This window comes from Methylocella sp., from assembly GCA_037200525.1.
Lineage (GTDB): Bacteria > Pseudomonadota > Alphaproteobacteria > Rhizobiales > Beijerinckiaceae > Methylocapsa.
The window spans coordinates 4,080,161-4,094,342 of record JBBCGG010000001.1; the positions used below are offsets into that span (position 1 = coordinate 4,080,161).

Annotated in this window: 14 protein-coding genes; 10 read left to right on the forward strand and 4 right to left on the reverse strand. The window is 60.8% G+C overall.

The genetic code is table 11. The annotated features are described in order from the left end of the window. Positions 1-9: 9 nt before the first annotated feature. Together WDN46_20000 and WDN46_20005 are read right to left on the reverse strand one after the other, a co-directional pair. Positions 10-993 carry a tyrosine recombinase XerC gene (locus WDN46_20000; GenBank protein ID MEJ0095600.1) on the reverse strand — a complete coding sequence of 328 codons (984 nt, stop codon included), beginning with the start codon at positions 991-993 and terminating at the stop codon, positions 10-12. A 50-nt stretch (positions 994-1,043) separates the two neighbouring features. Then, positions 1,044-1,397, reverse strand: a complete 354-nt coding sequence (locus WDN46_20005) for a DUF1476 domain-containing protein (GenBank protein ID MEJ0095601.1) — start codon at positions 1,395-1,397, stop codon at positions 1,044-1,046. A gap of 408 nt (positions 1,398-1,805) precedes the next feature. Between WDN46_20005 and purC the strand changes: the two genes are divergently transcribed. From purC to grxD, 6 genes are all read left to right on the forward strand, one after another. Further along, positions 1,806-2,600, forward strand: a complete 795-nt coding sequence (gene purC, locus WDN46_20010) for a phosphoribosylaminoimidazolesuccinocarboxamide synthase (protein ID MEJ0095602.1) — start codon at positions 1,806-1,808, stop codon at positions 2,598-2,600. 255 nt (positions 2,601-2,855) lie between these two features. Continuing rightward, positions 2,856-3,095 carry a phosphoribosylformylglycinamidine synthase subunit PurS gene (gene purS, locus WDN46_20015; GenBank protein ID MEJ0095603.1) on the forward strand — a complete coding sequence of 80 codons (240 nt, stop codon included), beginning with the start codon at positions 2,856-2,858 and terminating at the stop codon, positions 3,093-3,095. 69 nt (positions 3,096-3,164) lie between these two features. After that, entirely contained in the window at positions 3,165-3,911 is a 747-nt protein-coding gene (gene purQ, locus WDN46_20020) for a phosphoribosylformylglycinamidine synthase subunit PurQ (protein MEJ0095604.1), read from the forward strand. A 97-nt stretch (positions 3,912-4,008) separates the two neighbouring features. Beyond that, complete coding sequence (purL, locus tag WDN46_20025; GenBank protein ID MEJ0095605.1) at positions 4,009-6,222, forward strand: phosphoribosylformylglycinamidine synthase subunit PurL; 2,214 nt, start codon at positions 4,009-4,011, stop codon at positions 6,220-6,222. A 42-nt stretch (positions 6,223-6,264) separates the two neighbouring features. Continuing rightward, positions 6,265-6,498: a BolA/IbaG family iron-sulfur metabolism protein gene (locus tag WDN46_20030; GenBank protein ID MEJ0095606.1), complete on the forward strand. Its 234-nt coding sequence runs from the start codon at positions 6,265-6,267 to the stop codon at positions 6,496-6,498. Positions 6,499-6,555: 57 nt separating this feature from the next. After that, complete coding sequence (gene grxD, locus WDN46_20035) at positions 6,556-6,894, forward strand: Grx4 family monothiol glutaredoxin (GenBank protein MEJ0095607.1); 339 nt, start codon at positions 6,556-6,558, stop codon at positions 6,892-6,894. Between the two features lie 85 nt (positions 6,895-6,979). Here the strand turns inward: grxD and WDN46_20040 are convergent, their stop codons facing one another. After that, the gene (locus tag WDN46_20040; protein ID MEJ0095608.1) at positions 6,980-7,648 is read right to left on the reverse strand and encodes a TlpA disulfide reductase family protein; all 669 of its coding nucleotides are present in this window, start codon (positions 7,646-7,648) and stop codon (positions 6,980-6,982) included. 29 nt (positions 7,649-7,677) lie between these two features. Here WDN46_20040 and argH point away from each other — a divergent pair, with 29 nt between their 5' ends. After that, complete coding sequence (argH, locus tag WDN46_20045) at positions 7,678-9,078, forward strand: argininosuccinate lyase (GenBank protein ID MEJ0095609.1); 1,401 nt, start codon at positions 7,678-7,680, stop codon at positions 9,076-9,078. A 12-nt stretch (positions 9,079-9,090) separates the two neighbouring features. On the opposite strand, the gene WDN46_20050 is transcribed toward argH, so the two are convergent. Beyond that, positions 9,091-10,023 (reverse strand): LysR family transcriptional regulator, encoded by a 933-nt coding sequence (locus tag WDN46_20050; GenBank protein ID MEJ0095610.1) that lies wholly within the window; start codon positions 10,021-10,023, stop codon positions 9,091-9,093. 89 nt (positions 10,024-10,112) lie between these two features. Between WDN46_20050 and WDN46_20055 the strand changes: the two genes are divergently transcribed. Genes WDN46_20055 through tkt form a run of 3 tightly spaced genes read left to right on the forward strand, consistent with a single transcriptional unit; the run spans position 10,113 to position 14,117 of the window. Next, positions 10,113-11,186 (forward strand): class 1 fructose-bisphosphatase, encoded by a 1,074-nt coding sequence (locus WDN46_20055; GenBank protein ID MEJ0095611.1) that lies wholly within the window; start codon positions 10,113-10,115, stop codon positions 11,184-11,186. Between the two features lie 29 nt (positions 11,187-11,215). After that, on the forward strand, positions 11,216-12,091 hold the full coding sequence (locus WDN46_20060) for a phosphoribulokinase (protein ID MEJ0095612.1): 876 nt from the start codon (positions 11,216-11,218) through the stop codon (positions 12,089-12,091). A 13-nt stretch (positions 12,092-12,104) separates the two neighbouring features. Further along, a complete protein-coding gene (gene tkt / locus WDN46_20065; GenBank protein ID MEJ0095613.1) occupies positions 12,105-14,117 on the forward strand; it encodes a transketolase in 2,013 nt (670 codons plus the stop codon). Positions 14,118-14,182 lie beyond the last annotated feature (65 nt).

Here is a 14,182-nt window from a genome sequence, read left to right on the forward strand (position 1 = left end):
CGTTACGGATCAACCCCCACGCGGATGCGCGGATCGATAAGCTTCGATCAAGCGGGCGCTGTCCACAGCCGTATAGATCTGCGTCGTGGACAGCGAGGCATGCCCCAAAAGCTCCTGGATTGTGCGCAGATCGCCGCCGCGTCCAAGCAGATGAGTGGCGAAGGAATGGCGCAGCGCGTGCGGCGTCGCGCTGTCCGGCAGGCCGAGCGCGCCGCGCAACCGCTCCACCGCGAGTTGGATGATGCGCGGCGAGAGCGGACCGCCTTTCGCGCCGACGAATAAATGCCGTTCCGGCGGGAGAGTATAAGGACAGAGCGCGAGATAGGCCTCGATGCCTCGACGCACCGGGGCGATGACCGGCACGGCGCGGGTCTTTTGTCCTTTTCCCGTCACGGTCAGGGCGTCCATCGCTCCCACCGGCGCCTCCGACCGTTTGATCGCCAGAGCCTCGGAAATGCGCAATCCGGCGCCATACAAAAGGCCAAGCACGGCGGCGTCGCGCGCCAAAATCCACGCGGGACGATTCTCGCCGGCGCGCGCGTCGGCGCTGACGACCTCCCGCGCGGATTCCGCGCTCAAGGGTTTTGGCAGCCGGCGCGCTGCTTTGGGCGCGCGCACACTGGAAAAAGCCGCGCTCTTGGCTTTCCCATTCCGCTCGAGATAACGCATGAAGGAGCGCAGTCCTGCGAGCTGGCGCAGCAGCGAGCGGCTGCCCGCGCCTCCGGCCCGGCGCGCCGCCATGAAAGCGCGAAGGTCGGCCGGCGCGAGTTCCTGAAGCGTCGTCAGCGATGGAGGGCCGCCGAAGTGAATGGCCGCAAAAGCGAGGAACTGGCGGAGGTCGCGCGCGTAAGATTCCAGAGTATGCGACGCGACGCGACGCTCGCCGGACAAATGCCCGACCCAGGCGCTGGCGAGCGTTGCAAGCTCGGGGTCAGCCGCAGCGAATAACGGGAGCGGGGTCGGCGCATGGCCATCGGGATTTAAGCGGAGCATTGGGTTACTCTCGCGCCGGCCGCCTTAACAACTCATTGCTGGACCGAAAATCAATGCCCGAGCGGCCTTGACCTCGCGCCTCCGGCCCCTGCCTTCACCTCCGCCACGGCGGCGGCGAGAAATTCTTCCATCTTGCGGCGAATCTGATGGTCCGATTGCGAAACCCCCGCCTGCTCCAAGTCGGAGCGGATTCTTGCGAAGATCTTGTCCTCGCCGCCTTCCTCGACATCTGCGGCGACAAGCGATGCCGCGTAAGCCTCAGCCTCGGCTGCGGCCTTGCCAAGCTTTTCGGCGGCCCAAAGCCCAAGCAACTTGTTGCGCCGTACGAGGGCCCTGAACCGGAGTTCGTGGTCGTGCGCAAGCTTCGCTTCGAAAGCCTGTTCGCGCTTGTCGAAAGTAGTCATTAGGCTCCCCATCAAGAAGGATCTAAATTCCAGCGTTCGGTTGAGCGAATCATCCTAACAGGGTTTCCTAAAAAGGACATTGTTGGGCGCCAAATTGAAGATATCGGGGGCGTATTGAGAGCTCGATTTCTTCTCTGTATTTGGCGATTGATCTCTGCTAGAACGCCGAAGTTGCTCGTATGTGAGGGAATCAATTCCAGCGTTCTCAATGCGTTGTCCCAGCCTTGCGTGAAATTTCGCATTTCGATGGGTCTTTCGGCCGCGTTGTCTCCGGGACCGAAAAAGGCTTAAGACCTCGCGAAACTGCGCAATGACTCGACGCCTACCCTACGCCTGCCCCGACTGAACAGCGCACTATACTTAGCTGTTCGGACTAGGCTAGGTCGTTCACAGGAGCCACACCCCCCTATGGATCCTCTCAAGCCACGGTTAATCCCAATGAATCGCCGCCGGCGCATCTATGAAGGCAAGGCAAAAGTCCTCTATGAAGGGCCAGAACCCGGTACGCTCATCCAGCACTTTAAGGACGACGCAACCGCTTTTAACGCCAAGAAGCATGAGGTCATTGATGGCAAGGGGGTTCTGAACAATCGGATCTCCGAGTTCATCTTCCAGAACCTCAATGACATCGGCGTGCCGACGCATTTCATCCGGCGTCTCAACATGCGCGAGCAATTGATTCGAGAAGTGGAGATCGTGCCGCTCGAAGTGGTCGTGCGCAACGTCGCCGCCGGCTCTCTCTCGACCCGCCTCGGCATCGAGGAAGGCACCCAGCTGCCGCGCTCCATCATCGAGTTCTATTATAAAAACGACGAACTTAACGACCCGATGGTGTCGGAAGAGCATATCACCGCTTTCGGCTGGGCCAGCCCGCAAGAAATCGACGACATCATGGCCCTCGCCATCAGGGTCAATGATTTCCTCTCCGGTCTGTTCCTCGGCGTCGGAATCCGCCTCGTTGATTTCAAGATGGAGTGCGGCCGCCTCTGGGAAGGCGACATGATGCGCATCGCCGTAGCCGACGAGATTTCGCCGGATTCATGCCGCCTTTGGGACATCAAGTCGAACGACAAGCTCGACAAGGATCGTTTCCGCCGCGATCTCGGCGGCCTCGTCGAGGCCTATACCGAAGTCGCGCGGCGTCTTGGCATTCTCCAGGAAAACGAGCAGCCGCGCGGAAGCGGGCCAAAGCTGGTTCAGTAGGAATCTGGCCGGCCCCGCAAAAGCGGAGCCGACTGCAACGCTTTGGCGAAGGAATTCAAAGCCCTTTTGCGAGAGCGGTCTCTTGCGAAAGCGCCATTGGCGGGGCGCCGCGCACGACTTCTGGGTGCGGCGTTCACAACCGAAGGGCGAGATTTGCGATGAACCGCAAATCGAACTATGCGGAGGCTCAGGCCTCCGTTTTCTTTTGAAGGATTTTGTCGCGATGCCTTGGCGAATCAACCGGACGCGCACGCAATGAAAGCCCGCGTCGTCGTCACTCTCAGAAATGGAATCCTCGATCCGCAGGGCAAAGCCATTGAAGGCGCGCTTAAGTCGCTCCATATCAGCGGGGTCGAGAGCGTGCGGCAAGGCAAGATTTTCGACATCGAGCTCGCATCGGACAATCGCGGAGCCGCGGAAAGTCTGCTTCGCGAGGCCTGTGAAAGGCTTCTTGCCAATCAGGTCGTCGAGGATTTCCGGGTGGAGATTCTCTGAACAACGCTTCGCCGTCTCGCGAGGCGGCAGTTGGCTCCAAAAAAGGTCCAAAAGGAGTTCATCGACGCAATGAACGCCGCGATTGTTCTATTTCCCGGCTCCAATCGCGAGGGCGATGTTTTTCGCGCTCTTTCAGCCTATGGCGAACCGTCAATAGTCTGGCACGGCGAGACCGAGCTGCCGCTGCGGACCGACCTCGTCGTGCTTCCCGGCGGATTTTCCTATGGCGATTATCTGCGCTGCGGCTCGATTGCGGCGCGTTCGCCAATCATGGCGGCGGTCCGCGCACATGCCGCCCGGGGCGGCTTGGTCATCGGCATTTGCAACGGATTTCAGATCCTCGTCGAATGCGGACTGCTGCCCGGCATACTGATGCGCAATGCGCAGCTGCGTTTCATTTGCCGCATGCAGCACATAAGGGTTGAGCGCTCCGATACGGCCTTCACCGCCAATTATCGCCAAGGCCAGGCGGTCAAGGTCGCCATCGCCCATGGCGAGGGCAATTACACGGCCGACGCTGAGACCATTGCTCGCCTCGAAGGCGATGGCCGCGTCGCCTTCCGCTATTGCGACGCCCACGGCAAGCTCAACCGAACCGCCAATCCAAACGGCTCAACCAACGCTATCGCCGGAATCTACTCGGAAGAGTTCAATGTGCTGGGCCTGATGCCGCACGCCGAAAACCTGATCGATCCGCTGGTCGGCGGCATCGACGGACGCGGCCTGTTCAAAAGCTTGGCCGAATTCACCGCCGCGCCGCCTCAAGCCGCATCAGCGCCGGCCGGCCGACTTGTTCCGGCGTCCGGCGCCGTTTAAGCAGGCGCCTCCGTAATTACCAGAATCTCGTGCACTCACCTCTCCGCCAACCTCTGGCGCCCTCTCTTCCGGAATTTTGGGATATAAAAAGCGGCACATGTCGAGCCAGACCGAAGAACCCGCCATCACCCCCGAACTCGTCGCAGCTCATGGCCTGAAGCCGGACGAGTATGAAAAAATCCTCGCTCTGATCGGACGGGTTCCAACCTTCACGGAGCTCGGCATTTTTTCGGCCATGTGGAACGAGCATTGTTCCTATAAATCGTCGCGGTTGCATTTGCGCGGGCTGCCGACCAAAGCGCCCTGGGTGATTCAAGGACCGGGCGAAAACGCCGGCGTCATCGACATCGGAGATGGAGACGCCTGCGTCTTCAAGATGGAAAGCCACAACCATCCCTCCTACATCGAGCCGTTTCAGGGCGCGGCTACCGGCGTCGGCGGCATTTTACGCGATGTCTTCACTATGGGCGCGCGTCCGGTCGCTTGTCTCAATCTGCTCCGCTTCGGCGCTCCCGAGCATCCGCGCACGCGGCATCTTGTCGCTGGCGTTGTCGCCGGCATCGGGGGTTACGGCAATAGTTTTGGCGTTCCGACCGTTGGCGGCGCGACGGCGTTCCATACGCGCTACGATGGCAATATTCTCGTCAACGCCATGGCGGTCGGCATCGCCCGCGCGGATGAGATCTTCTATGCGAAGGCGACCGGAATCGGCAATCCGATCGTCTATCTCGGCTCAAAGACGGGGCGCGACGGCATACACGGCGCGACCATGGCCTCGGCCTCCTTCGAGGAGGATGCCGAGACCAAACGCCCGACGGTGCAGGTGGGCGATCCATTCACCGAAAAGCTGTTGCTCGAAGCCTGCCTCGAACTGATGCGCACCGGCGCCGTCATCGCAATTCAGGATATGGGCGCGGCAGGATTGACCTCCTCGGCGGTTGAGATGGGAGCCAAAGGCGATCTTGGCGTCGAGCTCGATCTTGACGCCGTGCCCTGTCGCGAGACCGGCATGAGCGCCTATGAGATGCTGCTTTCGGAAAGCCAGGAGCGCATGTTGATGGTGCTCGACCCCGCCAAGGAGGCGGAGGCCAAAGCGGTTTTCGTCAAATGGGGGCTCGATTTCGCAATTATCGGCAAGACGACGGATACGTTGCGATTTGTCGTCAAACACGGCGGCGCGATCAAAGCCGATCTGCCGATCAAGCAGCTTGGCGACGCCGCCCCGCTCTATGATCGCCCGCATGTAGCGCCGCCGAAACGGCCGCGGCTCAATGCGGCGGAAATCTTGGCGCCTATCTCCAACGCCGAAGCCCTGTTGCGCCTGATGGCCGCTCCGGACCTTTGCTCGAAACGTTGGATTTACGAGCAATATGATCATCTCATTCTCGGCAATAGCGTGCAGACGCCGGGCGGCGACGCGGCCGTGATCCGCATTGGCGAGGGCCCCAAAGGCTTGGCGCTGACAACGGACGTGACCCCACGCTATTGCGAGGCCGACCCTTATGAAGGCGGCAAGCAGGCGGTGGCCGAAGCCTGGCGCAATCTCACCGCCGTCGGGGCGATCCCGCGCGCGGTGACGGATAATCTCAACTTCGGCAATCCGGAAAAGCCCGAGATCATGGGCCAGTTCGTCGGTTGCCTCAATGGCGTTGGCGATGCCTGCCGCGCGCTCGACTTCCCGATCGTCTCCGGCAATGTCTCGCTCTATAATGAGAGTAGTGGGCGGGCCATTCTGCCCACTCCCTCGATCGGCGGCGTTGGCCTTGTAGAAGAGGTGAGCCGGACTGCGACGATTTCATTCAAGCAGCCGGACGACAAAATTCTGGTTGTCGGCCCAACAGAGGGATGGCTCGGCCAATCGCTCTATTTGCGCGAGATTTGCGGGCGCGAGGAAGGCGCCCCGCCTCCCGTCGATCTGGCGTTGGAAAAGCGCAGCGGCGATTTCGTGCGCGGGCTCATCGCCGAGGGAGCGGTAAGCGCCGTGCATGATGTTTCGGACGGCGGCCTCGTCGTGGCGCTCGCCGAGATGGCGATGGCAGGCGGAATTGGCGCAACCGTCGTGGCCCCCGCATCGTTGCCCGCGCACGCCTTCTGGTTTGGCGAAGATCAGGCGCGCTATATCGTCACTGCGGCTCCGGTAAAGGCTGAAGCGATTCGGGTTGCGGCGCAGGCCGCCGGCGTCGTCTGCGAAATCATCGGCGTGACGGGAGGGGCGACATTGACCCTAAACGGCGAGGCCGCCATACTGTTGAGCGACTTGGTCGGCAACCACGAAGAGTGGTTGCCTGATTATATGGCCGGTGCAATATAAAGGGCGTGCGGCGCTATTGCTCTGCCGCAACGAGGACGAATAATGGCGATGGAACCATCCGAAATCGAGAAGCTCATCAAGGCCGGCATCCCGGACGCCAAGGTCGAGCTGACCGATCTCGTCGGCGATAAAGACCATTGGGCGGCGATCGTGACCTCTTCGGAATTTACCGGCAAGACCAAGCTGCAGCAGCATCAGATTGTCTATAAGGCGCTCGGCAGCCATATGGGTGGGGTGCTTCACGCCCTTCAGCTCACGACCCACGCGCCGAAGTAGGGCTCAGGTCCAGATTAGCTTCGGCGTAAGCAGACGACTACCTGAAAGGATACGGCCATGGCCATCAAGGAAATCATCCAGTCGACGATCGATGAAAACGACGTCGTTTTGTTCATGAAGGGGACCGCGAACTTTCCGCAATGCGGATTTTCGGGCCAACTCGTGCAGATTCTCGGCTATCTCGACGTTAACTACAAGGTTGTCAATTGCCTTGAGACCAATGAAATCCGCCAGGGCATCAAGGATTTCTCCAACTGGCCGACGATTCCGCAGCTTTACGTCAAGGGCGAATTCATCGGCGGCTGCGATATCGTCCGTGAAATGTTCCAAACCGGCGAATTGGCGACTTACTTGAGCGGTAAAGGCATCGACTGCAAGCAGCCGGCGAAGGCCTGAGCGCCCCGCTCCGACGCAGTTCTTCGCCTTTTGAGGCCTGAGCCTGCATCCGCCGAGGCTCAGGCGTCCGTCGCTCGCCGGGGAGTTACCCGCCTTGCGCGGCCGTCACTAGCGCCACGGCTTCCGGCGAATCCCATTGCGCGGGCCCGGCCATGACGCCGAGGTCGCAGCCATCTTTGCCGACGAGAATGGTGGTTGGAAGGCCAAGAGCCTTGCCATCGGCTTTCAGAGCCTGAAACACTTCGGCGGTATTGTCGGCATAAAATCCAAGGTTTTTGACGCCGATTTCGTTGAGGAAGGCTTTTGGCCGCTCCAGCCGCGCGGTGTCGATATTCACCGCGACAACGGCGAAATCATTCGAGCCGAGCTTGGCCTGCAGACGATCGAGCGCCGGCATTTCCTGCCGACAAGGCACGCACCAGGTCGCCCAGAGATTGAGCAGCACCGTGCGGCCTTTAAAGTCCGCAAGACTCACCTGCGCCCCGTCGGGCCCGGCAAATTTCAGCTGAGGCATCGGTTTTGACTGGGTCGACAGGCCGAGGGCCGCGATCTCCCCGTGGACCAGAGACTGCATCGCGCGAGCTTCAGCTTGCGCGCCTGGACAGGCGACGCTCGCCGCAGCTTCCTTGCCGTCCGGCGCTTTGATCGCGTAAAGGACTACAACCAGAACCGCCGCGGCGACAAGCACCGACGCAATGACGAGTCGGCGCGTAAAATGAGGGCGGCGGTCCTGTTTCGGAACATTTTGCGTCATGCGATTACTTTTTCAAAGAGCGCGACAAGATGAGCAACAAGATGTGGGGCGGCCGGTTCGCCAGCGGCCCGGACGCTATCATGGAAGAAATCAATGCCTCGATCGGCTTCGATTATAGGCTCGCGCTGCAGGATATAGAAGGATCGAAGGCGCATGTCGCCATGCTGGCCCAAACCGGGATCATAAAGGCGGAGGATGCCGCAGCGATTTCCGAGGGACTAACCGCAATCAGAGGCGAAATCGAGAGCGGGACGTTCACATTTTCGCGCGCGCTCGAAGACATTCATATGAACATCGAATCGCGGCTCGCCGCCCTGATCGGTCCGGCGGCGGGGCGGTTGCACACCGCGCGCTCGCGCAATGATCAGGTTGCGCTCGATTTCCGGCTCTGGGTGCGCGATACCATCGACGCGCTCGATCGCCAGATTCACGATCTGCAACAGGCGCTGGCGGAAAAAGCCCTCGCGCATGCGGCGAGCGTCATGCCTGGCTTCACCCATATGCAGTCGGCGCAGCCGGTCACCTTCGGCCATCACCTTCTAGCCTATGTGGAAATGCTCGCCCGCGATCGTTCGCGTCTGCGCGACGCGCGCGCGCGCCTCAACGAATGTCCACTCGGAGCGGCCGCCTTGGCCGGAACCTCCTTCCCGATCGATCGCGACGCCACCGCGCGCGCGCTTGGCTTCGATCGCCCGACCGCCAATTCGCTGGACAGCGTATCCGACCGCGATTTCGTGCTTGAGATCTTGAGCGCGGCTTCGATCTGCGCCGTTCACCTCTCCCGCTTCGCCGAGGAAATCGTGCTGTGGGCGACGCCGCAATTCGGATTTGCGGCGCTGTCCGATAAATTCTCGACCGGCTCGTCGATCATGCCGCAAAAGCGCAATCCGGACGCCGCCGAACTGGTGCGCGGCAAGGCGGGCCGGATTATCGGCGCGCTCACCGGCCTGCTCATCGTCATGAAAGGCCTGCCGCTGACCTATTCCAAGGACATGCAGGAAGACAAGGAAGGCACGTTCGACGCGTTGCAGTCGCTTTCTCTATGCCTTGCCGCGATGACTGGCATGGTCGCCGATCTTGAGCCCGATCAAAAGCGCATGAAGGTGGCGGCGGGCTCTGGCTATGCGACGGCGACGGACCTCGCCGATTGGCTGGTGAAAACCTTGGCGCTGCCGTTCCGCGAGGCGCACCATGTCACTGGCCGGCTGGTCGCGATGGCCGCCGCGCAGAAAATCCCGCTGGAAAAACTGACCCTGGCTGAAATGCAGACTGCGGAGCCGCGCATCGCGGCGGATGTTTTCGCTGTCCTCGGCGTCGAAAAATCGGTGCGCAGCCGCACCAGCTACGGCGGCGCCGCGCCAGCCAATGTGAAGGCGCAAGCCAAGCGCTGGCTCGCCCGGCTGAAGAAAGAGACGTCGGCTCAAGCCTGATGCCGCAAAGACTCAGCGCGGTTCCCCGGGCAGCGCGATCTTTGGCAGAAAGCTTCGCCCCTCGGCCACAACAAAATTCCACATCGTGCGAGCCGCAGGCGACAGCATGCGATTGCCGTGGTGAACCGCGAACCATTGACGCATGATCGGCAGGCCGATCACATCAAGGATTGCAAGTCGTCCATCCGATACTTCGGCCTCGATGGTATGCGCGGAGATCAAGGTCAGGCCAAGACCCGCCATGACCGCTTGCTTGATCGTCTCGTTCGACCCGATTTCGACGTGGACTCGCGGCGCATGGATGACGACGCCATCGAAAAAATAGTCGAATACGTTGCGCGTGCCGGACCCCTCCTCGCGTATGATGAAGCTCTCAAGGCCAAGCTCGGTCTTGTTTATGCCGACGCGCTTTGCCATAATGTGGTCCGGTGGGGCGATGACGACCTGGGGATGCGGTCCAACGCTTTCGCTGACCACCGGAAAGTCCGAAGGGGGCCGGCCCATGAGCGCGACGTCAATCGCATAATCGCGCAGCGCCGCTATAATCGTGGCGCGATTGCCGACTGAGATGGAAATCTCGATGCGTGGATTCTGCCGCGCAAATGCTGCAATCAGACGCGGCGCAAAATATTTAGCCGTGGAGACGACGCCGATCGTCACCCGTCCGGCGTGCATGTCGCGGTGCGCCGACAGTGTGGTTTTCAGTTCCGCCATGGCGAGGTCTATGCGCATTGCGGCATTGACCACATCTTGGCCGGCGCCCGTCAAATGAAGCCTTCCGCCGGCGCGATCAAACAAGGCGACGCCCGCCTCATCCTCGAGAAGTTTGATCCGCGACGTCAGCGCTGCAGCCGTGACCCTCAAATTGTCGGCCGCAGCCGCGATCGTGCCGCTTTTGGCCACAGCAACGATGGTCTCAAGATGTTTTAGAGTGAGGCGCCGCATGTGTTACCCTAAGCTTTCCTGAGTTTAATCCCAACAATATTCACTTTTATTTCCCCCTGCTTTGGGCGATAAAGCCAAAACGCAAGACAATGAAAAGGGTCGATATGCCGAGGATCTCCGGGGCGCAGCATTTCGAGGCCTATTTGGACCATCGCGTCGCCGCCGACCAACGCTTGGAAAGCGCTGCGGAAGTGCTTCGCGAGATCGCCGCGACCGCCGTCGAAATGTCGGATCTCATTAGTCTTGGCCAACTATACGGTCGCCTCGGCGCGAGCCGCTCCAGCACCAATACGGATGGCGATGTCCAGAAAGAATTGGACGTTCTAGCCAACGACATCTTCGTCAGGGCTTTTCGGCGATCGCCCGTTCTGGGCATGGTGTCGGAAGAGATGAGCGAGCCCCTCAGTCTTGACCCGACTGCGGATCTCGTCGTCGCGATCGATCCGCTCGATGGCTCATCGAACATCGACGCCAATGTGTCGATCGGTACAATCTTCTCGATCCTTCCGGCATTGCCGGACGCAAGCGACATTCACGCGCATTTTCTGCAACCCGGGCGTGCGCAAGTCGCGGCGGGATACGTCATTTATGGTCCGCAGACATCGATCATCTTTGTGCTGGGCGATGGCGTCACTGAGATTTTCACGCTGGATCGAAGCGACGGCCGGTTTTACCAGGCTGTGTCCGGCCCGGCCATTCCAAAAGAATCGGCGGAATACGCGATCAATTCCTCGAATTATCGGCATTGGGAGCCCTACATTCGCGCCTTCATCGATGATTGCGCGCAGGGCGTCGAAGGGCCGATGAAACGCAATCATAATATGCGCTGGGTCGCGTCGCTCGTCGCCGAAACCTATCGCATCCTTCTGCGCGGGGGCGTGTTCCTTTATCCCGGCGATCAGCGTCCCGGCTACGCCGAGGGCCGGCTGCGTCTTCTCTATGAAGGGAGCCCCATCGCCCTCATCGTCGAGCGCGCGGGCGGCCTTGCGACCGATGGCGACAAGCCGATTCTCGACGTCGTGCCGGCCGCCATTCATGCGCGCACGCCGCTCATCTTTGGCTCATGCGACGCCGTGCGTTTGATCGCGCGCTATCGCAACGATCCTCAAGTCTCCGCCGAACGCGCTCCCCTGTTTGGCCGCCGCGGCCTCATTCGCGGTTAAAAGCCGATGCGCGGTTAGAGAAGCACACCATGTCGGCAAGACATCCGATCATATCCGTCACTGGCTCGTCGGGGGCTGGCACCACCTCTGTGAAGCGCACCTTTGAGCAGATTTTCCACCGCGAAGGCATCAACGCGGCCTATATCGAGGGCGACGCGTTCCATCGTTATGATCGCGCTGAGATGCGCCAGGTGATGGCCGACGAGGAGGCCAACGGCAATCGGCATTTCAGCCATTTCGGGCCGAGCGCCAATTTGCTTGAAGAACTCGAAACAGTGTTCCGCCACTATAGCGCGACCGGCACGGCCAAGACCCGTCATTATGTCCATGATGAGCGCGAGGCCGAGCTTTACCGCTGCCCGCCCGGCGTCTTCACCGATTGGGCGCCGCTGCCGGAAAACACCGAGCTTCTCTTCTATGAAGGCCTGCACGGCGCAGTGGTCACCGACAAGGTGAATATCGCCAAGCATGCGGATTTAAAGATCGGCGTCGTCCCGGTGATCAATCTCGAATGGATTCAAAAAATCCATCGCGACCGCGCCGATCGTGGCTATACGACCGAAGCCGTGATGGACACGATTTTGCGGCGGATGCCCGATTACACCTATTACATTTGCCCGCAATTCACCGAGACCGACATCAATTTTCAGCGCGTGCCTTTGGTCGACACCTCAAACCCCTTCACGGCGCGCTGGATCCCGACCGCAGACGAGTCGATGGTCATCATCCGTTTCGCCAAGCCAAGCGGCATTGATTTCCCCTATCTGCATCTGATGATCCACGACAGCTTTATGTCGCGAGCGAATTCGATCGTCATTCCCGGCAACAAGCTCGATCTCGCGATGCAACTGATTTTGACCCCCTTCATCCTCCAGCTCGTGGAGCGGCGCAGGCGCCACGGCTAACGGAACGAACGCAATGAATATGTCCGCCAGACGCCCAAAGAACGCAACGCATGCGGAGATGGCCAACGCCATCCGCGCGCTTTCCATGGATGCCGTGGAGAAGGCCAATTCCGGTCACCCAGGCATGCCAATGGGCATGGCCGATGTCGCTACGGTTCTGTTTACGCGCTTCCTCAAATTCGATCCGGCCGACCCGGCTTGGCCCGATCGCGACCGTTTCGTGCTTTCGGCCGGCCATGGGTCGATGCTGCTTTATTCCCTGCTCTATCTCCTGGGCTACCCTGAGATGGACATTGCGCAGATCGAGCGCTTCCGCCAGATCGATTCGAAGACCCCCGGCCATCCTGAATATGGCCACACGGTAGGCGTTGAAACCACCACGGGTCCGCTTGGACAGGGACTAGCGGCGGCGGTCGGAATGGCCATCGCCGAAAAGCTGTTGGCCGCGCGATATGGCGCGTCGATCGTCGATCACCGCACTTACGTAGTTGCAGGCGATGGCTGCCTCATGGAAGGCGTCAGCCATGAAGCCATCGCGCTCGCCGGCCATCTCAAATTGTCCAAGCTGATCGTGTTTTGGGATGACAACCGCATCACCATCGACGGCAAGGTCTCGCTCGCCGACTCGGTCAACCAATTAGCGCGCTTTGAAGCCGCTGGATGGACGGCTTCTCGCGTCGATGGCCAGGACCCCGAAGCCGTCGCCGCCGCGATTGAGGCGGCTCAAACCTCCGACCGTCCGGTGTTGATCGCCTGTAAGACGACGATTGGTTACGGCGCGCCGACCAAGGCGGGCACGCACGCCGCTCATGGCGCAGCGCTGGGCAAGGATGAGATCGCCGGGGCGCGCGCCAAACTTGGCTGGACGGCGGCCCCTTTCGAAATACCTGACAATATCAAGGCAGCCTGGGCTGAGGCCGCTGTTCACGCGGCGAGCGAACGCGCGCCCTGGATCGCGCGGTACGGCAAGCTCGACGCCGCAGTCAAGCAGCGTTACGACGCGGATCTCTCCGGGAAGATCAAGCCTGCGGTCGGCGCCGCCGTCGAAGCTTTCAAGCGGGCGGCGAGCGAAGGCGGAGCGGCGCAGGCAACGCGCATCTCCTCTCAGAAACTGCTCGATCAACTCAGCCCGGCGCAGCCCAATCTCCTCGGCGGGTCGGCGGATCTCACCGGCTCCAACAATACCAAAGCCGCCGACGTGAAAGGCGTGACGCCAGACGATTTTTCCGGCCGCTATATTCACTACGGCATTCGCGAGTTCGGCATGGCGGCGGCCATGAATGGAATCGCGTTGCATGGCGGCTTCATTCCGTTTGGCGGCACATTCCTAGTTTTCTCCGACTACAGCCGTCCTGCGATCCGCCTTGCGGCTTTGATGGGGATTCGCGTCATTCATGTCCTCACCCATGATTCGATTGGCCTTGGCGAAGATGGGCCGACGCATCAGCCGGTCGAGCAACTTGCTGCGCTCCGCGCCATTCCCAATCTCCGCGTGTTTCGTCCAGCCGATGCGGTGGAGACGGCCGAGGCCTGGGAGCTCGCCTTAAACAGCGAAAAGGCGCCTTCGGCGCTCGCGCTTTCGCGGCAAAACCTGCCGATCGTCCGGCGCGCGCACACCGCCCAGAATCTTTCGGCGGCCGGCGGCTATGTGTTGCGGGAGCCGGAAGGCGAACGCGACGTCACTTTGTTTGCATCGGGATCCGAAGTCTCGCTTGCGGTTGAGGCGGCCGAGCGTCTTGCCGGCGAAGGCGTCAGGGCCGCTGTGGTCTCGATGCCTTGTTTCGCGTTATTCGCCGCAGCGCCCGCGGCCTACTGCCAAAGCGTGGTAGGCAAAGCCCCGCGCGTTGCGGTCGAAGCGGCCATTCGTCAAAGTTGGGATATCGTGCTGAGCCCGGACGATGGCTTCATAGGCATGTCGTCATTTGGCGCCAGCGCTCCTGCCGGCGAACTCTATAAAAAGTTCGGCATCACCGTCGAGGCGATTATCGCAGAGGTGCGCGTACAGTTGAAGCGCAAGGGAACCTAGCGCTTATGACCGGCATTCCACAAACGCGGAGCGTCGGCCAGAATCGTCGCAATGTCGCCTCGCGA